This is a genomic window from Paenibacillus glycanilyticus, from assembly GCF_030161375.1.
In the GTDB taxonomy this organism is placed as follows: Bacteria; Bacillota; Bacilli; order Paenibacillales; family Paenibacillaceae; genus Pristimantibacillus; species Pristimantibacillus glycanilyticus_B.
In genome coordinates, this window is the sequence record NZ_BSSQ01000019.1 from 47,564 (window position 1) to 68,168 (window position 20,605).

Below are 20,605 nucleotides of genomic sequence, written 5' to 3' on the forward strand. Positions count from 1 at the left end.
CCTTACCGATGCAAACTTGCTTCATACCGCTTGGCATCTTCTTCGCTTAACGTGTAGAAGGTTGTTGCGCTCCGGAGGAAGGTAGTACCGTCCTCGATTCTAACAATGTCGGCATTGTAGCCGATAATCGGCAACGGCGGTCTTAGACGCATCCGGTCCTGGTATGCCATCACCGGTTCTTTGGCAGCCATGGCCTCGCGAATTTCTTCATCTGTTGTCAGTAGTCTTCCCGTTGGGGTTTCACTCATCTTGAAGCCTCCGTCTTTGTATAGGGATTATAGGGATTTGCGAAGTTGGAGTTACTAGCATATCCCAAATTGGGCAAGATCATTCTCTAATCGAACCCATGCGATGTAAATCTAACATGAAAAGGTGACTGATTTCTGCGGTATTTTACCCGTTCCCATTATGCTATAGTTGTCGCATTCAAGCTGAATTCAATAGAGGACGTGATTTCATGATCGCAACAATTGGCTTAGAAGGTACATGGGAATTCCAACTCGATGGCGATAAACAAGGGCTGCAAGTGGCTTATGACGATACGATTGCACTGCCGGGAACAACTTCGTATGCGGGAAAAGGAAAGCGCAATCATGACGCTCATGCCGGTTCCCTTACGGATGAATATGAATTTGAAGGTTGGGCTTGGTACTCGAAGACGGTAGAGCTTCCGGAGGAGTTGGCGGGCTCAACGATTATGCTGTATCTGGAACGGACCCGCGTAACTACGGTTTGGATCAATGGAGAAGCCGCGGGTACGCAAAATAGCTTATGTGCGCCGCATGTATATAACGTAACCAATCAATTGAAACAAGGCATCAATACAATCACCATCCGGGTGGACAATACCTATTACCCGACCAAGGGCGGGCATATGACGTCGCGGGATACCCAGACGAATTGGAATGGGATTACCGGCCGTATTGAGCTGCAATGTTATGGGACTGCCTATCTGGAAGAGGTTAGAACGTATCCGAATGTAGCCGACCGCTCGGTTACGGTTAAGGCTAAGCTTGTTGGTACGCGGGAGGGAATCATTAACGTATCGGCGGCAATTGCGAATGGTTCGAATTCCCATACTGCTGCGGGAATGACATATATGGTTAGCGGCGAAGAGATTGAATTTATTTATCCGTTAGGAACAGATGCGCTGTTATGGAGCGAATGGGAACCAAATGTCTATCAGCTGCGGATCGGGCTGCAACAAGGGGAACTCACAACCGATGTGCATGAAACCTTCGTTGGTTTGCGCGAATTCAAGACGGGGGATGGCGCATTCACGATTAATGGAGCGAAAACCTTCCTTCGAGGCAAACATGACGGTCTGATCTTCCCTCTGACCGGTTTTGCGCCAACTACCGTTGAAGAATGGTTGAGCGTATTGACCACGGCGAAGTCTTACGGCATGAACCACTATAGATTCCATACCTGCTGTCCGCCGGAGGCGGCATTCGAAGCTGCTGACCGGTTGGGAATTTATATGGAACCGGAGCTGCCGTTCTGGGGCACGGTAACGGATGAGTCTTACGAGAACCATAATGCGGTTGAGCAGCAATATTTAATTGAGGAAGGATATCGGATGTTGAAGGCGTTTGGCAATCATCCATCCTTCGTCATGATGTCGCTTGGGAACGAGCTGTGGGGCAGCAAAGAACGTATTGACGAGATTCTGAGTAATTACAAGGCATTTGATAATCGCCCACTGTATACGCAAGGATCAAATAACTTTCAATTCGTTCCCGTTATTCTTGAACATGAGGATTTCTATTGCGGCGTTCGTTTCTCAAGGGATCGTCTCATTCGCGGATCATACGCCATGTGCGATGCACCTCTTGGCCATGTCCAGGTAGGACCGCAAGGCACGTTGAAAGATTATGATGATGCAATTGTTCCCCAAGGGGCGGCCGTGAAGCAAGCAGGTTCGGCGGCAGGGGATGGAACTATTCAGATTCAATACGGTACGGAAACAAAAGTTGTACAAGCCGAAGCCGCCGAAGGCGAGCTGGTGCCGCATGTCCCTGTCGTATCCCATGAAATCGGCCAGTTTCAGACATACCCTGATTATAACGAGATTGCCAAATATACAGGGCCGCTGAAAGCGCGCAATTTCGAGCTGTTCAAAGAGCGGCTTGAGGAGAAAGGTCTTGGCCATTTGGCGCACGACTATCATGTAAGCTCCGGTCGCCTGGCGGTCGCAAGTTATAAAGAGGAGCTTGAAGCCGCCTTCCGTTCGAAGCGACTCGCAGGGTTCCAACTGCTGGATCTTCAGGATTTCAGCGGGCAAGGGACGGCGCTTGTAGGCATGCTGGATGCCTTTATGGAATCGAAGGGATTGATCTCGCCGGAGGAATGGCGGACGTTTTGTTCGGATGCGGTGCTGCTGGCCCGGTTCCCGAAATACAATTATGCGGCGGGAGAGCTGTTCGAGGCGGATATTCAGCTTCGTTACTTGCGCCCGGATGCGCTTAGCGGTTTCAAGCTCAGTTGGGAGTTGAGGGCAGGAGAAGAAACGCTGGCGTCCGGTCATGCCATTGCATCGGCTTACGGCTCAGGCGATTTTGTGGAGATTGGCCGAATTGCACTGGATATGCCGGAAGTTACCGAGATGACCAAGACCTCTCTTAATCTGCAGATTGAAGGGACGGATATCCGCAAATCGTATGATCTTTGGATCTATCCTAGCAACATTGAGGTCGATTCGAGCGGGGTATCCGTCTTCGAAGAGCTGTCAGACGAAGCAGCAGCCGTTCTCGAGCAAGGCGGACGCGTTGTAATTATGCCGAAGCTGGATGGGCTTCAGAACTCGATTGAAGGAACGTATTGCGTTGATTTCTGGTGTTATCCAATGTTCCGCTCGATCTCCGAGAGCATGAACAAACCTGTGCCTGTTGGCACCATGGGCCTTCTCATTGAACAAAAGCATCCGCTATTGAGCTTATTCCCGAGCGAGATTCACTCTACCGAGCCTTGGCGCCAGATTGTCGAGAACTCCCGTTCCATTATCCTGGACGGAACGGACAAATCGCTGCAGCCGATTGTGCAAACCATCGATAACTTCGAGCGCAACCATAAGCTTGGTCTGGTGTTCGAATGCCGCGTTGGTGCCGGAAGCTTGCTTATCTGCGCCGTTGATGCTAAGCAAGCAGCAGCCACGCTGGAAGGACGTCAATTCCTGCATAGCTTGTTCCGTTATGCGAATTCGGAGGACTTCAGTCCTCAAGCGGAGCTTGGGTTGCAGCAAGTACGAGAGCTGTTGAAATAATGGGATGGATGCAAATGCCGCTGATCTAGCGGCATTTTTTTATTTTTGGACAAATATGTTGGACAGGATAGCTATGCGGGGTAATAGAATAGATTAGAAACCACTTCTTTATGGCTTCTTTGTATCTTGGTTGAAACGAGAAGGAGAAGATTGCATGACGGAAGACTGGAAACAAGTAGAAGACGCTTTGCGAAAAATGGAGGTCGTAGGACAGGATAACAATAAGCCTGTTACCATCCTCGGTTATGCCGAAGGTTTGCGCTGTATCGGTATCGGTACGGACGCGGCAGTCTTTTATCACCCCGCAACCCCCAAACATGCCTATAAAATGTATTCCGCTGAGGCCTTGGAGAAGAAGGATGTAGAAGCGGGGATATACGAGCGATTGCAAGCATCGCCGTTTTTTGCCCAATGTTATGGAACCGGACCTAACTATCTCGTTCTAAGCTTTGAAGAAGGAGTGACCTTGTATGAATGTCTCTTGCAAGGCATTCCCGTTTCCGGGCAAGTGATGCAAGACGTAGAGGATGCAAGGGAATTTGTCCGTCAACAAGGGCTGAACCCGAGAGATATGCATTTGAAAAACGTATTCTTGCAAGAGGGAAGAGCAAAGGTTATTGATGTATCCGAGTATGTGAAGGAAGGTAACGATAACCGCTGGGAACATCTCGTGTGGGCCTACAATCATTTCTACCCTCTGATCAGCGAGGTTAAGGTGCCTTTATGGATTCTGGAAACCGTAACGAATTGGTATAACCGGATGGATACGGCAAGTTTCGGCATCGAAGATTTCGCGAAACGGATGAGCCAGCTTTTTATGGGGAAACGGAAATAAATCGAGATAAATAGACTTAACGAACAAACCGGCAGCAGATCTAGGATCCGCTGCCGGTTTGCTGTCGTTTACCCTGTAACTTGCTGACTCCATTTGTAGAAGCCGTAGCCTTGCCTCTCAAAAAACTCCAAAAACCCGATTCCCGCTTGTATAGGTTCAAGTGTTACCTTAATCGTTTTAGTGGCGTCGCGTTTATGAATGAGTTTACCTACCCATTCTCCGGTTAACATCTCTTCCTTCACCTGCTGCATAGATTGGATGACGTACATCTTGTTCCACCTTTCCTCTGTCTCTTATTAGTGTGAAGCATACCTGATCCGAATGCCTAACTTTTCAGATATTCATAGAGTATGCCGCTACTCGATTATATAGAAGGCGGAGAATAAATAATGTCAGTTTCCGTTGTCACATCATAGGTAGTTTTAGCGACTATAACGTGTCCGGCTATGCAAAGCCTACGAATCCATATCACGATATTGCCGGGGGCTTATCCCGGTTTTTTTCTTGAAAAGGCGGTAAAAAAACTTTAAATCCGCATATCCTACAGCGTTTGCAATTTCCTCTACGCTGCTCCGGCTTGCGGTTAATAGTCTGCATGCAGTTTCCATGCGAATGTTCTGCACGTATTCGGTAAAACTCATCCCGGTCTGACTGCGAAACAGGCGACTGAACTGCCTTTCGCTTAGTTTCGCTTGCGAAGCAAGGATCCCAAGTCTTAGCTCGGCGGCATAATTCTGATCAATGAAGGCAATGGCTTCATCGACGCTCAACCATTGCGGTCGGTCTCCCAGAGGGGCGACTAGCTGCAGCTTGTGGCGGTATAAGCCCGTTAAGATCCGTAGTACAAGAGACGCCAACACGACCAGGTATCCCGGTGGCTTCGCCGCGAACTCCTGGTAAAGCTCGCGAAAAATCGCATGGTATTCACCGGTTGTATCTTTCAGCGAGAACCAAGGTCCGTCGACAAAGCTTTCATACAGTTCGGACGCATGGGGAAATCCGCTTCCAAGCTCCGTTAAGTAAGAGGCCGGGAACAAACAATTGTAGACGATTAGAGGACGGTCTTTCTTCGGAGTTTGAGGACGAAAGACATGGCTTTGCCCAACCGGTATAAAAAACAACGTTCCATGCGGGGCAGGAACCGTCTCGCCTGCAATATAATGTACGCCGGCACCTTCGCTGACGTATGTAATCTCTACGAACTCATGGGAATGCTCATGCATATCGAAGCTTTCATAGGCGCGATTGACATAGATGGGTACTCCAGGTTCAAAGAACGTATCTCCGGACATGACAAAGGTACTGCGTCTGATGCTCATTAGGAAACCTCCAGCCACGTAATAGACTATCTCTATGGTACGTAAACGTTTGCAAGATGTCTAGATCAGCCTAATAAAATGTCCGAATCATCCCCTGAATCAGGATCGAACCTGCCCTACAATTTAGTTAAAGATGCCAGAGGCATACAACTGCAAATACGGAAGGGGAATTTCAGAATGACATGGTTACAGGTTGCGAATATCCGGTGCGAATATAGACAAAACCCGATTGGGCTCGGGACGATTCGTCCTCGCTTTAGCTGGCAGCTTCAAACAGACGATCAAAACGTCATGCAGACGGCTTATCGAATCCAAGTGTCCAGTGTAGAAAGCGTATGGGATGACAACGTGCTCGTATGGGATACGGGCCGTGTGGAATCCGATCAATCGGTTCTCGTGGAATACGGCGGTCAACCGGTTCAATCGAGAGGACAGTATTACTACAGGGTTAAAGCCTGGGATAACAAAGAGCTTGAATCCGACTGGAGCGAGACGGCCAGCTGGGAGATGGGGTTATTAGACAAAACAGAATGGACGGCAGCTTGGATTACTCCCGATGCAGCGGCTATTGATCCGCTATCGGACAATATTTTCATGCTTCGCCAAACGTTCCAGACCCGCGGTCCTATCCGCAGGGCTACCTTGTATTCGACTGCGTTAGGCTTTTATGAATTGGAACTGAATGGTCAGCGGGTTGGCGATTGGCAATATACGCCAGGCTGGACGAGTTACCATACAAGACTGCAAGTACAAGCTTACGACATAACCGCTCAGCTCCTTGAGGGAGAGAACAATGCGCTTGGAGCATCGCTTGCAAACGGTTGGTATAAAGGGAATTTGGCTTGGGGCGATCAGCATAGCGTTTATGGCAAAACCCGTGCTTTACTGCTCCAGCTGCATATCGATTATGCGGACGGAACATCAGAGATTGTAACTAGTGACGCGTCGTGGCGTTCATCGACGGGGCCGATACTGATGTCCGAGCTATACCATGGTGAAACGTATGATGCGCGGTTGGAGAAATCGGGCTGGTCTGAAGCCGCTTACGATGATAAGGATTGGTCAAAGACGGAGGAGTTCGCATACTCCAAAGATATTCTCGTCATGCAGGAGAACGAACCTGCTCGCATCACGGAGCAGATTAAACCCATTGAACTTATAGAAACGCCTGCTGGAGAAACGGTTCTCGACATGGGTCAAAATATGGTCGGACGGCTGCATTTCAACGTTAACTTGCCTGCGGGCACGGAATTAACCATTCAACATGCCGAGGTGCTGGACCGGGAAGGCAATTTCTATATCGGAAACCTTCGCAAAGCCAAACAAACTGTCCGCTATGTTTGCAAAGGCGGCGGCGAGAACTATGAGCCGCATTTCTCTTTCCAAGGCTTCCGTTATGCGAAGATCGAAGGCTGGCCGGTTGATGTTCCTCTTGATCTTCAGCAATTCACTGGAAATGTGATTCATACGGATATGGAACCTACGGGTACATTCGATTGCTCTCATCCCTTATTAAATAAGCTTCAGCAAAATATTGTTTGGGGCCAGAGAGGCAACTTCCTCGATGTGCCGACAGACTGTCCGCAGCGCGATGAACGGCTTGGCTGGACCGGCGACGCTCAGGTCTTTATTCGCACGGCGGCGTTTAACTACGGCGTTGCGCCATTTTTCGCCAAATGGCTTCGGGATCTGAAAGCGGACCAGCGGAGTGATGGGGGAGTACCGTTTGTCATCCCGCATGTGCTGGATGATGGCTCCTACTCATCGGCAGCTTGGGGCGATGCGGCGGTCATTTGTCCATGGACGATCTATCTCAGTTACGGAGATAAGCGAGTGCTGGAAGAACAATATGACAGCATGAAAGCATGGGTGGAATACATCCGCAGGCAAGGAAGCAATGAACATTTGTGGAATACGGGCTTCCATTTCGGAGATTGGCTTGGTCTCGACGCTAAGGAAGGCGACTATGTCGGCGCAACGCCGCGGGATCTCATTGCAACCTGCTATTATGCTTATTCAACGGAACTATTTGTAAAAACAGCAGAGGTGCTCGGCCGCACGGACGATGTCAAGCATTACCGCGAACTGCATGAACAAATCGTAGCTGCATTTGAGCGCGAATTCATTACGCCTAACGGACGCCTTGCCGCACACACGCAAACGGCCCATGTGCTGCCACTCATGTTTAATCTCGTGCAAGGATCCGTGCGCGAACGCTTAGCCAAGACACTGGCAGATTACGTGACCGAGCAGAAGTTCCATCTGACAACCGGCTTTGTTGGCACGCCATATTTGAGCCATGTGTTGTCGGAGAACGGTTATCATGACATTGCGGTTAAGCTGGTGCAGCAGGAGGAATATCCGTCGTGGCTGTTCTCCATCCACCAAGGAGCAACAACGATCTGGGAGCATTGGGACGGCATTAAATCCGACGGTACGTTCTGGAGCGATGACATGAACTCCTATAACCATTATGCGTACGGTTCCATTGGCGAATGGCTGTACCGGGTAGTGGCCGGACTTGATTTAAATGAAGCTCAGCCAGGTTACAAACATATTATTTTCCGACCGCGTACCGATTCGGGACTTACTTATGCCAAGGCTTCCTATAAGTCCGAATACGGCTTAATCCGCAGCGAATGGAGCACGGGCGAAGACGGGGCAGCGAATTATGAATTCGAGTTACCGCCTAATACGACGGCTGAAGTGAAACTGCAGCAAACCACTCTTGACGCGGTATCTATTAACGGTACCAGCCTTCATCAACTGCAAGGCTCATTAAATGCCACAGAGCAAGACGGTCAACTCGTATTTACGCTTGGTTCGGGAATTTATCGGATTCAAGCGGCCGCAGAAGTGACGGTGTAACATAGGGTAAACAACAGAGGAGGTTTATGCGTATGACGCATAGGCCTCCTCTGTTGTTGATTCGGAAACAAATTCCATTATGTGGAATGTGTTTGTGCTAATATAGGGGGAGTTAGATAAATTTCATCTTGCACGCACTCTGGAATATAAATATTGCAAAGTTGGTGTTCCAGTATGAAAGATAGGTTAATGTTGGTTCTCATCATAGTTCTCCTAATATCTATCAGTAGCGGGTGCAAACAAGATCTTCATCATTGGAGTTCCGTTAAAATAAATCAAAAAATAATCAAATCCAAAGACTTTAGCGTGACTTCGGAATCCACGGGGCTTGAGACATCGGTAAGAGGAACGGTATTTCTTAGCGGAGAAGAAGGAGTTCCTAAACACGCACAAATAGTTGCTATGATTGACATAGATCCTAAGGATTGGGGAGGGGTTGGCATCCAACTTACCGATCAATGGAATATTGCGAGCATTACAAGTAGTTATCCTGAAGAAACGCATGATATAACGCCTGAAGAATTAGCAACGGTATGGACTACGGGTGGAGAAACTGAACATGGATGGAACAAAAGAATTGAAATTGGAAGAGCTGATTTATGGACTCCCTCTGGTGGCGGAAGAGGAACAATTGTTATCGAACTTGAAATTAACAATAAGTATAAGAAGAAGACTGATTCTGAAGGATTCAGCATGACGGTTGGAGTTGGCTCAGAGGAAAAAGACGGTATAAAGTCAGTCCATCCGGATTGGAAACTTATTGAGATACCTTTGTACAACAGTAATGACGAACAAAAAAAGAAGAAATGAGGATGAATTGTGCTTTTACAACTTTTTAAAAAGAAGGAACCTTATACAACCTTTTGGAAGTGGTTCGTAAAAAATGAGTCGTACATTAATAATAATTTTGAAACAAACAAGGAATCGATTCTTGATGAATTAAACAATAAGCTCAAAGAAATTGATACTAATTTAACGTTTGAAATTAGTCATAGTAATGGTGAACAACACAGGGAAATAATTATTTCAGCAGATGGAATTGCCGAATCTTTTGATCATGTCATAAATTTATGCAATGCTGCTCCTTCAATTACGAATTGGACAATTATCGCATTTAGACCTCGTATGAATTCAAATGGAATCGAAATTAAAATGGGAGAAATCGTTTTAGGATATGATGATATCTATTTTACATATGAGAGCAATGGACATTATATTGATTTGAAAATATACATGAAGTATGAAGAAGAGGATAGAAACCAATACATCAATATGTATTTTATTCTACTTGATTCTTTAATCGGAGAATTTGATGCGGTATCCAAAATAGGGAACACCGAATTTTTTAGCTTGGAAAATAGTGATGATCCCGCATTGCAAAGATTTATTGAGTTAATAGATATAATTGATTCTCTCTAAGCTCTTGTTTTTTAATTGAGGGCATTGTTAAGCGATGAAAAATACCGACTGCATGGGAAAATGGAGAGATGCGCATGGACATAACGGAAAGGGTTAGAGATGAAATTATTAAGGATGTAGAGCTTAAGTTTGGTATGAAAATTCAGAATGCTATACCAATAAATCTAGGTTACGCTAACTTGAAATGGATAATGGAAACGAATATTGGACCGATATTTGTTAAGCAGTATGATAAGGTTCGATATAGGCGTGGTTTGGACGGAGTGGAGCTAGCTCTAAACTATCAAAACAAGATGCATTCAGAAGGGATTCCTTGCCAACCGGTTATAGAGTTCAAAGGAATATGCATACATACAACATCAACCGGAGAATCATATATGATTTCCGGAGTCAGTAAGGGGAAACTTGTCGAACCTGGTGAGATCAATAATGACCAGATGCATAGCCTAGGTGAGGCAACGGGTCGCATGCATAAATGGATGCAGATAAACATGCCGAGATTGCCGATCTTACAGTGGGAATTGCCTTCGAAGGAAAAGAAGTTGGAAGACCTAAGAATAAACTATATTGAGACTCAGCAGGCAAATAACCAGAAGTATCTTACTGCTATTGAAGAACAAGAAAAAATTCTTGGTAGTTTCGATCTTGAAAATTTAAAAAGCTGCTGTGTACAAGGTTGGGCGCATTGGGACATGCATTTGGATAATTTATTGTTCTATAATGACGGCTTGGCGGACATTTTGGATTTTGATAGATTACATTACGTATATATGGAGTTTGATATTTCTCGTGCTATCCTTTCAGGAGCAATGCGAAGAAATGAAATCAATTTGGAGGCAACAAGATCATACATCGAGGGTTACCGAAACCATATCGAACTACTCCCGGAGCAACTCGTACGCTCAGTTAAATTGACTTGGTATAAAGAATTCAGTTGGGTAACTGAGAAATTTAGGGATGACAAAGCCATGAGTCGATTTATAGATGAAATGATATGGATTGGTAAGGAGTGGGATAATCTCGAGGATATTTTTAATGTGTAAAAGTTTTCCTTATTAAACTCCTATTAAGATAAACCATCGAGGTACTATAGTACACAATTCAGCATAACTGCAGGCGACGTTTTACGTGAGCTGCTTTTTTTTCGGACTTAAGAAATGTACGAATGAGGGAGTAATTAATAGTGAAAAGAAAATATGGTGATCTTTCACATTGGAGAGGAATAATACAAAAAAAATACAGGCAAATGTATATTGAAGAAGTGGGTTTCACGGGGCATGTAACTCTAGTTGTCTTTAATAAAGTAAAAGAATCAATCTCTTTCAAGCTGGCTGATCAAGATGATTTTTATATTGTTGCAGATGGATTTATGTGGTTGCAGTATTTTCCGAGCAATGCCCATCATACCATGACGGCAGTTATTAATGAAAAAGGAAAGATTGTTCAATGGTATTTTGATATTACCTTGGCTAATGCCCTGACTATAGAAGGAGTACCTTATTTTGATGACCTATTCCTCGATGTGGTAGTGTTGCCTAACAAAGAAATATTTGTATTGGATGAAGATGAATTATTAGAAGCATTGAATAATGAAACTATATCTATAAACGATTATAAATTGGCTAGAAAGGAGCTAGATCTTATATACGCTTCTTTAACGGATGGCAGTAATGAATTAATAAAGAGATGGGATACCGATCTTAAATCAATATCCTCTGAGATTTAAGTTGCTGTAAATAAGATACCAAGGAGAACTCATGGACCCAAAAATAAAAGCAATGTTCTTGGACGAGCATGCCGCTGAAGGCGCAGCGCGGTTCGGAGTCAGCCCGAATGAGCTGACTTTCATTGGAGGTTTTCAAAACTTTATTTATTCCTATAACCGCAATGAAGTGAAATATATTCTCCGCTTCACTCCGAGCCCTCTTCGCACGTCGGAAGTACTTATAGCTGAAATAGAATGGATACGCTATCTGTCAGAGAATGGCTTGCCCGTATCAGAACCGATTTCTTCTGTTGATGGAAAGCTTTATGAACGAATTGAAGGAAACGTTATGGATTTCTACGCGACCTCCTTCAAATACGCACCTGGGCGTAAAATCGGGTATCCCGAATGCCTAGGGAATTCTATGCTTTATGAAGAATGCGGACGCGTAACCGGCCGTCTACATGAACTGTCCAAGCTTTACAAACCTATTGCCAAAAGACATACCTGGGAGTGTAATGAATACCTCATACGAGCCAAAGATTATTTACCGCCAGAGCTTCAACCCATTTTACTTGCCATTGATCAACTAAAAAAACAATTAGCTAATCTGCCTGTTAATACTAATAATTTTGGTTTGATTCACGGAGATATCAATGTAGGAAATTTCACGGTCAAGGAAACAGGGGAAATAACGCTCTTCGATTTCGACGAATGCCAGTATAGTTGGTATGTCGAGGACATTGCGATCCAGCTCTATTACTTGTTATATGTATACGGGGAAGATTCGAAGACGGAACGTAAAATGCAATACGAACTTTTCATGCAACATTTCGAGCTTGGCTATACAGAGGATGGCCGTCAAATGCCTGAGGGTTGGAAGGAACAGCTGAAGCTTTTCCTTAGACTGCGCGAAATTATTGTAGTCGTCGGTATGTACCGGAGCTGGGATATAAGTCAACCAGACGAATGGACCCGCGATTTTCTGCAAGATAGTAAAATGCGGATTATGAATAATATTTCGTTAATCGATGAGCTCTAGAACTCCAAAATTGGTAGATAGGAAAATTAATATTAGGAGAATCAATATGAGTAATTACGTTTGGGCTGGCGAAAAAATTAGGTTGCGTCCGGTGTTAGTCACTGACTGGGAAGAGTTCCACAACAACGATCATGATTCGGAGAACGCCAGGCTATGTGACGAGATACATTTTCCAAGATCAGAAGAAGGTACCAAGGGTTGGGCTGAACGCCAATCCGTTCATTCCTCAGATGGTGATGATGTATTCATGGCAGTAGAAACGCTCGATGGAATACTCGTCGGGAGCATTTGTACGAATAATTGTAATCCTCGTTATGGAACTTTCAAATATGGGGTATCAATCTTTCGCAACCATTGGCGTAAAGGCTATGCTTCCGAGGCCATAATAATCTTGCTGCGATATTACTTTGAAGAATTGCGATACAGCAAGGTGAATGCTCATGTATATGCCTTTAATGATGCTTCGGCGGCATTACAGGAACATTTAGGGTTCGTTCAAGAGGGAAGAATAAGGAACATGGTTTTTACGAAAGGCCAACATTACGATGAATATATTTATGGCCTAACGAAAGAGGAATTCGGAAGCTTGCGCTGAGTTAGATGATAATCAAATTCTTGTCTCTACATAATTTAGAAAAGACAATTGATGCTCGTCTGGAGGCCTTATCCTATGCAATTAAAAACCAGTTACCAGTACATACCTGTAACTAATCTTCAACAGGCTTTGAAGTGGTATTCCGAACATCTGGGCTTTAAATTAGCGGTTGAAGACCCGATATGTCTAGAATTGAGATCCGAGTCCGGCGTCCGGGTATTCTTAATTTAAAGACAAGGGTATTAAGGTTGGAAGGTTGTCAGACTATCAAGGCTTGTCTTTTAAGTTTTTTGACCCCGATGGAAATGCAATTGAGCTTTGGGGTGACTACCCAACAACGTAACATTAGAAGACGTTAGTTCGTCGGCGATCATAGAAAAGCAGCAGTCTAGGACTTTATTTTCAAGCGCTAGACTGCTGCTATTTTTATTTCTTCTTCTGATGATGAATTTGCCCAGCCACGCGTTCAGCCAGTTCATTCGAGGCTTGATTCAAATAACTGAGCACAATCGCTTGCGTTTCGCTCGATACGGCAGACAAATCAGCGGCAAGGTTCTCAACCAAATGCTCCTGTTGGAGCGGCTGAAGTCTGTTGTAGTACTCACCGGCTTGCGAGAAATCGTCCGTCTTCGGAATTTCAGAACGTACGAGATGACCTTGCACATATCGGCCGTTACCGCTTGTTTGCATCGAGCCAGGCGTCCAATCCGCCTGATGATTAATCGGAACCTTGCGGAAGTCCGGTCCAATCCGGTGACGCTGGGAATCCGCATAGATATTGGCGCGTCCTTGCAGCATTTTATCGTCGGATATTTCGGCTCCCTCCAGCAGGTTCGAAGGGGAGAAGGCGAGCTTCTCAACTTGTTCCATGTAATTGTCCGGATTCTGGTTCAAGACCATTCGGCCAACAGGCATGAGAGGATATTGATCCTCATCCCATATTTTCGTATCGTCGAGCGGGTCATAAGGCAAGCTAGCTTCATCCGCCGGATCCATGAGCTGTACGTACAAGCCGTATTCGACGGTTTTGCCGCAAGCAAGCGTATCGTAAAGATCCTGTCCTGCATAATCCGGGTTCTGACAACTCAGTTCAACAGATTCCTTGTTATCGATAAATTGAACGCCTTCTTTAGGAATCCAGTGGTATTTGACGTAAGTACGAATGCCTTGCGCGTTTCTCCATACATACGTATTTACGCTATGCCCCGGAAGATGGCGGAGACTCTTCACCGTCCCGGCGTCGGAATACAGCCATACGATAAAGTTTGTTGCTTCTGGCGCCCGGGCAATAAAACTCCAGAATCGCTCGGGATCAATTAAATTGTTAATGGGTGAAGGGCTGAACGCCCGAATGGATTCCGGGAAACGAATGGCGTCCCTGATCAGAAAGACCGGAATATGATTGAAAACCATGTCCATAACGCCATGCTCCGTATAAAACTTGGTTGCGAAGCCGCGAACGTTGCGGGAAGTATCAGGCGTTCCTTTGTTGCTCACGGCAAGGGAGAAACGAACGGTAACCGGTACTTGGTGGCCAGGCTTCTGCAAGAAACAAAGCTTTGTATAAGCGGCCATGGAATGTACGGTCTCGAAATAGCCGAATGCTCCCCAGCCTTTGACATGAACGGGTCTTTCGAGAATTTTGCTATGTATAAAAGTTTCCATTGTCTCGTGAAGTACGCTATCCTGTTCGAGAACCGGGCCACGTGCGCCAACGGTTTGCGAATGCAGCTTGGCCGGACTGTCAATTGCGCTCCATTCTTGCGGAGATAAGCCATGGTGATGCGTTTCGTTGCCAGCTTTTTTGCCCTTTTCCGGCATGGCGGCGTTATTGTCATTATTATTATTTTCCATTCTTTGACCTCCTAAAATGAATTGCCATACAAGGTTGATTAACAACCGTTTGTGGTGATTCATACTTCGAAAGCATGATCTGAATGAATCTATTCCACATCATGTTTATTCTCTGAAGGCCCTTTGCATGATAAGATAGATGGAAATAGCACGGGGCATGGTGAACCGGCTTCGCCGAACGTTGGCGGCAAGGCGCGAAATATTCCGGTGAATTCTAAGCGAAATTAAAAGGATAGAACTTATAAATGCTTGTTATATTCAAAAAGACTACGTTAACCTTTAATGTTGATTGTTGAACATATGAAAACCGCATTGGTATGAAGGCGATGTATATCGTTCACACGAGCTGGGCTTTTTGTGTCGCCAGGTAGTTAGATGCTCTGGCGCACCAATATGCTGTATTTCGTGCAACATGAGTACGCGGCGGGGCCTTCCCCTTACGTTCGTTTTTGCTACGTTGCACGAAGTGCAGTATATCTCCCTTAATTAAGCCAAAGCGCAAATTATTCTGCACGGAATGCAGCATATGAGGTGCTTTGGAACCCTATTAGGCATTTTTTTACTTATATCCTGCATTTTGTGCAGGATATCTCTAGTTAGTGGACTCAAGCGCCTAAATATGCTGCATTTCGTGCAACGTAAGCTAAGTGATCGATTGGGCGTCAAATAACAACTTTAGGCTTAACGTAGCCTTAAAAAAAGGAGTTTGTTAGGCATTGAACGAGAAAGACGCGATTATTCTGCAATACGTGGCGGAGGAGCAAAGCTTGACGAAGGCAGCGGAGAAGCTGTATATGACGCAACCTGCCTTAACCTACCGGATTCAACAGATGGAGCGGGAATTTGGCGTTCCCGTTATTATGAAGCATGCCAAAGGCACTTATCTGACGCCCGAAGGCGAGGCGCTCGCCGCATTCGCCAAGCGGATGCGTGACGAGATGAATGCAATGAAGGATTACCTCGTGAACATGAGAAGCGTAGTGAAGGGGACGTTGCGACTTGGCGTAGCTAGTTATTACGGATTATATAAGCTGCCGCCCTTGTTGCGAAAATTTAAAGATTTATATCCGGAAATCCAATTTAACGTAACCTGTGCTCTAAGTTCGGAAATTCTCGATTTGTTAGCCGAGCAGGAGATCCATGTGGGGATCGTACGAGGTAATTATCAGTGGCAAGACGCGCAGCATTTGCTCCATGATGAACCAATCTGTCTTATTTCGCATGAACCGATTGATTTCAAGAAGCTTCCGCAGCTACCTTACATTCATTATAGCGCACCCAAACTGAAGAGTTCTCGAGCTGCTGCCACATCATTAGGCCAAACGATTCAAGCCTGGTGGCATGAACATTACAATGTACCGCCGCTTATCGCTATGCAGGCGGATGCCTATGAGACATGCAAGGAAATGGTGAAGCAAGGACTTGGTTATTCGATCGTACCTGGCGTGTTCGTCACGCCGGAGGATGGTTTGTATTCATTAGAGCTTCAATTAAATAATGGGGAATCCATCCGCAGGAACACGTGGATGTTGTATAGGGAGCATACTTGCGAGCTTGCGATTGTGGAGCGGTTCGTGGAATTTATGAAAGCCGAGCATTAACGTTCGGGAGAGGGCTGTATTGTAGGTCAACAAGCGTTGACGTATAGTACAGCCCTCTTTTTGTCCATAAAAAAGTTAAGCCTCCATCCATAAAAAAAGTTAAGGGTCATCGCAAAAAACAATTAATTGTACTTATAAGGCGAGATTCCTTATTATTTGATACATAATGATGCATAAATATACGGCAATCAGGAACAGGCGGGATCATAATGAGTATGCAAATAAAACAAGAAGCAAAGAGCAAAATCGTACAGGCTGTTGATGCCCGTGACGGCCAGCTAAGAGAGCTGTCCATAAATATTCACTCGAATCCGGAACTAAGCTTTCATGAACACAAAGCTCAACAATGGTTGACTGAGCCGCTTGAAGCAGCTGGGTTTGCAGTGGAGAAAGGCATTTCGAATCTGCCGACCTCATTCCGCGCTACTTGGGAAGGGACAGCAGGCGGACCTACCATTGCGCTATTGGCGGAATACGATGCGCTTCCGGGGCTTGGGCATGGTTGCGGTCACAATCTGATCGGTACGGCAGCGGTTGGTGCGGCATTGGCGCTGAAGGATGCATATCCGGAGCTGCCAGGCAAAATTGTCGTGCTGGGAACACCTGCAGAGGAAGAGGGTGGCGGCAAAATCATCATGTGCAATGACGGCGTGTTTGACGACGTAGATGCGGCGATGATGGTTCATCCTCAGAATAAAACGATGGTGCTGCGCGGCGCTCTTGCATGCGTTGACGTTACCTTCACTTTCCACGGCAGACAAGCCCATGCTTCCTCTTCGCCAGAGAAAGGAATCAGCGCCCTTGACGCGTTAGTGAACGCGTACGTCGCAATCAATTCTCTTCGTCAGTTTATGAAGGAAGACGTGCGGATTCACGGGATCATCACAAAAGGCGGAGACGCGCCTAACGTAGTGCCCGAGCTGACCGAAATGGTGTTTATTCTGAGGGCTTCCACGGTTACGGAACTTGAGATTGTCCGGGAAAAAGTATACCGTGCCGTACGTTGTTCCGCAGAAGGAGTTGGAGCGACGGTGGATATCGCCGAAGGTCTGATCTACGCCGAACGCAACAATAATAAAGCGCTCGCCGGCTTGTTCGCTCACAACCTGGAGCAAGAGCTTGGGATCGAGGTCGTTGATCCGCCGCAGAAAGGCGGAGTAGGTTCGTCGGATATTGGCAATGTCAGTCAAATGACGGCCGCGATTCATCCTTACATCCGATTGGGCGACGCAACAACGCATACGCCGGAATTCGCGGCGCTTGCAGGCTCCGAGGCAGGGATGATTGAGCTGAATTGTGCCGCCAAAGCATTGGCGATGACCGCTTACGATCTATGCGTAAACAATGAAGCCATGCGTCTAGTGCGCGAAGAATTCGAACAGTGGAAGAAACAAAACAATGGGGGATAAGGTCGTGAACAACTTTAATAACACAGCATCATCCCGTAAATGGTTCAAGATGCCTCATACGTACGTCATTCTTATTTTTCTCGTGCTTGTTGCAGCAGCTTTAACGTATGTCGTGCCTGCTGGTGAATTCGACCGGGTCGAAGATCAAGCAACCGGCAAGACGCTCGTTGTGCCAAATTCTTACCATGAGGTGGATGCCAATCCGGTTAGCATCGTCAGCATACCGAAGGCGATCGTGCATGGATTGGTTGACTCGGCAGACGTTGTTTTCTTTATCCTTATTATTGGCGGTACATTTGAGATCATTTCTTCCACGGGAACGATTGAAGCGATTACCGGCCGTGTTGCACGCAACTTTGCCAATAAAGGCAGATGGGTAATTCCGATCTTCATAACGTTGTTCTCGGTTGCCGGATTTACGATGGGCATGTCGACGGAGGTTATGGTTTTTGTGCCGATTGGCATTGCGGTAGCCCGGGCGCTTGGATTCGATGCCTTAACAGGCACGGCTATGGTTTCTCTTGGCGCGGCATCCGGATTTACGGCAGGCATACTCAATCCGTTTAACGTGGGATTGGCCCAAGCGATTGCAGAGGTTCCGATGTTCTCCGGTGCATGGCTGCGTATCATCTTGCTGGTCTGCCTCATTGCGGTAACAAGCTTGTATCTCGTTCGTTATGCCGGCAAGGTTCGTTCCAATCCGGAGAAAAGCCTTGTCGTTGAGCTCGAGCGCGAAGTGGAGAACAAGGAGCTGGATTTGTCTAACCTTCCCCGTATGCAGGTACAGCACTATTTGACGATTGTAGTTATCGTAGCTGGATTTGCCACGCTCATCTGGGGTGTCTCCAAGAAAGACTGGTGGATGGAAGAACTGGCGGCCTTGTTCTTGACGATGGGAATTGTAACCGGCTTTTGCGCCAGATATGGCCCAAGCCGAATCGCTAATGAGTTCGTCAAAGGCGCTAAAGCCATTACTTACGGAGCGCTGATCATCGGTTTTGCACGGGGAATTATGGTTGTTCTGGACCAAGGAGATATCATTGATTCCATCGTATACGGTTTATCTACCGTGGTAGGGGAATTGCCGGGGCCGGTACAAGTACTCGGTATGTACTTGTTCCAGAACGTGATGAATATTTTCATTACTTCAGGTACCGGAATGGCGGTTACGACAATGCCAATCATGGTTCCGCTGGCGGATATTATCGGAGTAACCCGTCAGACGACGGTTCTTGCGTTCCAATTGGGCGACGGATTCTCGAATATGATCTTGCCAACTTCCTCGGCGCTTATGGGCAGCTTGGCAGTATCCGGTATTCCGTATCAGAAGTGGGTTAAGTTCTTCTTGCCGCTCATGTGCATGTGGATCATCATTGGCGCTGTCCTAATGGTAGTGGCCCATGCGATTAATTATTAACTGGACGACGCGCTGTCTCTTAGGGATGGCGCGTTTTTTTTGAATGGAAGGGGGAATCAAGCGGTCTTTGAAGAATAGGTTACTTGAGAAAAGTTACCTACAAACCATTCACCTACTCAGGAGGACATGATGAAAATCCAAAGTTATGAATTGTTCCAAGTACCGCCGCGCTGGTTGTTTCTCAAGATAGAAACGGATGAAGGCATTACCGGATGGGGCGAGCCTATCGTGGAAGGCCGTGCTGAAACGGTTAAAGCTTGTGTCCATGAGTTGATGGAATATTTGATCGGCAAAGATCCGATGCGGATCGAAGACCATTGGTCGATGATGTATCGTTCGGGATTTTACCGGGGAGGTCCGATTCTGATGAGCGCGATCTCGGGAATTGACCAAGCCTTATGGGATATAAAAGGGAAGTTCTACAATGCGCCTGTGTATCAACTGCTGGGCGGCGCATGCCGCGACACGATGCGCGTATACGCCTGGATCGGCGGAGACCGTCCGGCCGAAGTTGCCGCGGAAGCGCTCAAGATCACAGCCGCAGGATTTAGCGCGGTGAAGATGAATGGTACCGAGGAGCTTCAATACATCGATTCCTATGACAAAATCGATGCGGCCGTTGCGCGTATTGCAGCCGTGCGGGATGCATGCGGTCCGTCGCTAGGTATCGGGATTGATTTCCACGGACGCGTACATAAGCCAATGGCCAAAATCCTCGCAAAGGAATTGGAACCGTTCCGCCCGATGTTTATAGAGGAGCCGGTGCTGCCTGAGAACAACGAAGCGCTCAAAGAGTTATCCAAACATACGTCGATTCCGATCGCTACGGGCGAGCGGATGTTCTCGCGATGGGACTTCAAGCAATTGCTTAGCGACGGCGTTGTAGATATTATTCAACCGGATCTATCCCATGCAGGGGGCATTACCGAGTGCAAAAAAATCGCCTCCATGGCCGAAGCTTATGACGTAGCCCTCGCGCCGCATTGCCCGCTTGGTCCGATTGCGCTTGCCGCTTGTCTGCAAGTTGATGCAACCGCTCACAATGCGTTTATCCAAGAGCAAAGCCTAGGCATCCACTATAACCAAACCGGAGACCTGCTCGACTATTTGACGGATCCAACCGTGTTTGAGTATAAAGAGGGACATGTGACCATTCCGCAGGGACCAGGTCTAGGTATTGAAATCAATGAAGAGCATGTGAGAAAGATGGCTGAGGTTGGCCATAATTGGAGAAACCCGGTATGGCGCCATAAGGACGGCAGTATCGCGGAGTGGTAAA

Annotated in this window: 18 protein-coding genes; 14 read left to right on the forward strand and 4 right to left on the reverse strand. The window is 46.5% G+C overall.

All coding sequences use genetic code 11. From position 1 onward, the window contains the following. Positions 1-2: 2 nt before the first annotated feature. Complete coding sequence (locus tag QQK89_RS24130; RefSeq protein ID WP_284241264.1) at positions 3-248, reverse strand: hypothetical protein; 246 nt, start codon at positions 246-248, stop codon at positions 3-5. Positions 249-457: 209 nt separating this feature from the next. Here QQK89_RS24130 and QQK89_RS24135 point away from each other — a divergent pair, with 209 nt between their 5' ends. Then, a complete protein-coding gene (locus QQK89_RS24135) occupies positions 458-3,262 on the forward strand; it encodes a sugar-binding domain-containing protein (protein ID WP_284241265.1) in 2,805 nt (934 codons plus the stop codon). Positions 3,263-3,416: 154 nt separating this feature from the next. Next, the gene (locus QQK89_RS24140) at positions 3,417-4,097 is read left to right on the forward strand and encodes a serine/threonine protein kinase (RefSeq protein ID WP_284241266.1); all 681 of its coding nucleotides are present in this window, start codon (positions 3,417-3,419) and stop codon (positions 4,095-4,097) included. A gap of 68 nt (positions 4,098-4,165) precedes the next feature. On the opposite strand, the gene QQK89_RS24145 is transcribed toward QQK89_RS24140, so the two are convergent. Beyond that, positions 4,166-4,366 carry a hypothetical protein gene (locus QQK89_RS24145; RefSeq protein WP_284241267.1) on the reverse strand — a complete coding sequence of 67 codons (201 nt, stop codon included), beginning with the start codon at positions 4,364-4,366 and terminating at the stop codon, positions 4,166-4,168. A 186-nt stretch (positions 4,367-4,552) separates the two neighbouring features. Next, positions 4,553-5,416, reverse strand: a complete 864-nt coding sequence (locus tag QQK89_RS24150) for an AraC family transcriptional regulator (RefSeq protein ID WP_284241268.1) — start codon at positions 5,414-5,416, stop codon at positions 4,553-4,555. A gap of 177 nt (positions 5,417-5,593) precedes the next feature. Here QQK89_RS24150 and QQK89_RS24155 point away from each other — a divergent pair, with 177 nt between their 5' ends. The 8 genes from QQK89_RS24155 to QQK89_RS29680 all read left to right on the forward strand — a co-directional run bounded on the left by QQK89_RS24155 (position 5,594) and on the right by QQK89_RS29680 (position 13,276). Continuing rightward, positions 5,594-8,284 carry an alpha-L-rhamnosidase gene (locus QQK89_RS24155; RefSeq protein WP_284241269.1) on the forward strand — a complete coding sequence of 897 codons (2,691 nt, stop codon included), beginning with the start codon at positions 5,594-5,596 and terminating at the stop codon, positions 8,282-8,284. Positions 8,285-8,458: 174 nt separating this feature from the next. Beyond that, on the forward strand, positions 8,459-9,094 hold the full coding sequence (locus QQK89_RS24160) for a hypothetical protein (protein ID WP_284241270.1): 636 nt from the start codon (positions 8,459-8,461) through the stop codon (positions 9,092-9,094). 9 nt (positions 9,095-9,103) lie between these two features. Continuing rightward, entirely contained in the window at positions 9,104-9,703 is a 600-nt protein-coding gene (locus tag QQK89_RS24165; protein ID WP_284241271.1) for a hypothetical protein, read from the forward strand. A 74-nt stretch (positions 9,704-9,777) separates the two neighbouring features. Further along, complete coding sequence (locus QQK89_RS24170; RefSeq protein ID WP_284241272.1) at positions 9,778-10,746, forward strand: phosphotransferase enzyme family protein; 969 nt, start codon at positions 9,778-9,780, stop codon at positions 10,744-10,746. A gap of 140 nt (positions 10,747-10,886) precedes the next feature. Beyond that, a complete protein-coding gene (locus QQK89_RS24175; RefSeq protein ID WP_284241273.1) occupies positions 10,887-11,429 on the forward strand; it encodes a DUF402 domain-containing protein in 543 nt (180 codons plus the stop codon). Positions 11,430-11,460: 31 nt separating this feature from the next. Further along, on the forward strand, positions 11,461-12,450 hold the full coding sequence (locus QQK89_RS24180; protein WP_284241274.1) for a phosphotransferase enzyme family protein: 990 nt from the start codon (positions 11,461-11,463) through the stop codon (positions 12,448-12,450). Positions 12,451-12,496: 46 nt separating this feature from the next. Beyond that, on the forward strand, positions 12,497-13,045 hold the full coding sequence (locus QQK89_RS24185) for a GNAT family N-acetyltransferase (protein WP_284241275.1): 549 nt from the start codon (positions 12,497-12,499) through the stop codon (positions 13,043-13,045). Between the two features lie 75 nt (positions 13,046-13,120). Further along, the gene (locus QQK89_RS29680; RefSeq protein WP_349816744.1) at positions 13,121-13,276 is read left to right on the forward strand and encodes a VOC family protein; all 156 of its coding nucleotides are present in this window, start codon (positions 13,121-13,123) and stop codon (positions 13,274-13,276) included. A gap of 195 nt (positions 13,277-13,471) precedes the next feature. Here QQK89_RS29680 and QQK89_RS24190 read toward each other — a convergent pair whose 3' ends face one another. Next, a complete protein-coding gene (locus QQK89_RS24190; protein ID WP_434481756.1) occupies positions 13,472-14,899 on the reverse strand; it encodes a catalase in 1,428 nt (475 codons plus the stop codon). Between the two features lie 716 nt (positions 14,900-15,615). Between QQK89_RS24190 and QQK89_RS24195 the strand changes: the two genes are divergently transcribed. The 4 genes from QQK89_RS24195 to dgoD all read left to right on the forward strand — a co-directional run bounded on the left by QQK89_RS24195 (position 15,616) and on the right by dgoD (position 20,604). Then, on the forward strand, positions 15,616-16,500 hold the full coding sequence (locus tag QQK89_RS24195; protein WP_284241276.1) for a LysR family transcriptional regulator: 885 nt from the start codon (positions 15,616-15,618) through the stop codon (positions 16,498-16,500). 209 nt (positions 16,501-16,709) lie between these two features. Beyond that, a complete protein-coding gene (locus tag QQK89_RS24200) occupies positions 16,710-17,909 on the forward strand; it encodes a M20 family metallopeptidase (protein WP_284241277.1) in 1,200 nt (399 codons plus the stop codon). 4 nt (positions 17,910-17,913) lie between these two features. Continuing rightward, positions 17,914-19,326 (forward strand): YfcC family protein, encoded by a 1,413-nt coding sequence (locus QQK89_RS24205; RefSeq protein WP_284241278.1) that lies wholly within the window; start codon positions 17,914-17,916, stop codon positions 19,324-19,326. A 129-nt stretch (positions 19,327-19,455) separates the two neighbouring features. Beyond that, positions 19,456-20,604, forward strand: coding sequence for a galactonate dehydratase (gene dgoD / locus QQK89_RS24210; RefSeq protein ID WP_284241564.1), 1,149 nt, complete (start codon positions 19,456-19,458; stop codon positions 20,602-20,604). Position 20,605: the final 1 nt, after the last annotated feature.

What these genes read in the sequence shown, in the direction of transcription:
- QQK89_RS24170 (WP_284241272.1), top strand. Translation starts at nt 9,778, where the DNA reads ATGGACATAACGGAAAGGGTTAGAGATGAAATTATTAAGGATGTAGAG.
- QQK89_RS24160 (WP_284241270.1), top strand. Translation starts at nt 8,459, where the DNA reads ATGAAAGATAGGTTAATGTTGGTTCTCATCATAGTTCTCCTAATATCT.
- QQK89_RS29680 (WP_349816744.1), top strand. Translation starts at nt 13,121, where the DNA reads ATGCAATTAAAAACCAGTTACCAGTACATACCTGTAACTAATCTTCAA.
- QQK89_RS24140 (WP_284241266.1), top strand. Translation starts at nt 3,417, where the DNA reads ATGACGGAAGACTGGAAACAAGTAGAAGACGCTTTGCGAAAAATGGAG.
- QQK89_RS24145 (WP_284241267.1), bottom strand. Translation starts at nt 4,366, where the DNA reads ATGTACGTCATCCAATCTATGCAGCAGGTGAAGGAAGAGATGTTAACC.
- QQK89_RS24185 (WP_284241275.1), top strand. Translation starts at nt 12,497, where the DNA reads ATGAGTAATTACGTTTGGGCTGGCGAAAAAATTAGGTTGCGTCCGGTG.
- QQK89_RS24150 (WP_284241268.1), bottom strand. Translation starts at nt 5,416, where the DNA reads ATGAGCATCAGACGCAGTACCTTTGTCATGTCCGGAGATACGTTCTTT.
- QQK89_RS24190 (WP_434481756.1), bottom strand. Translation starts at nt 14,899, where the DNA reads ATGGAAAATAATAATAATGACAATAACGCCGCCATGCCGGAAAAGGGC.
- QQK89_RS24135 (WP_284241265.1), top strand. Translation starts at nt 458, where the DNA reads ATGATCGCAACAATTGGCTTAGAAGGTACATGGGAATTCCAACTCGAT.
- QQK89_RS24155 (WP_284241269.1), top strand. Translation starts at nt 5,594, where the DNA reads ATGACATGGTTACAGGTTGCGAATATCCGGTGCGAATATAGACAAAAC.
- dgoD (WP_284241564.1), top strand. Translation starts at nt 19,456, where the DNA reads ATGAAAATCCAAAGTTATGAATTGTTCCAAGTACCGCCGCGCTGGTTG.
- QQK89_RS24180 (WP_284241274.1), top strand. Translation starts at nt 11,461, where the DNA reads ATGGACCCAAAAATAAAAGCAATGTTCTTGGACGAGCATGCCGCTGAA.
- QQK89_RS24200 (WP_284241277.1), top strand. Translation starts at nt 16,710, where the DNA reads ATGAGTATGCAAATAAAACAAGAAGCAAAGAGCAAAATCGTACAGGCT.
- QQK89_RS24130 (WP_284241264.1), bottom strand. Translation starts at nt 248, where the DNA reads ATGAGTGAAACCCCAACGGGAAGACTACTGACAACAGATGAAGAAATT.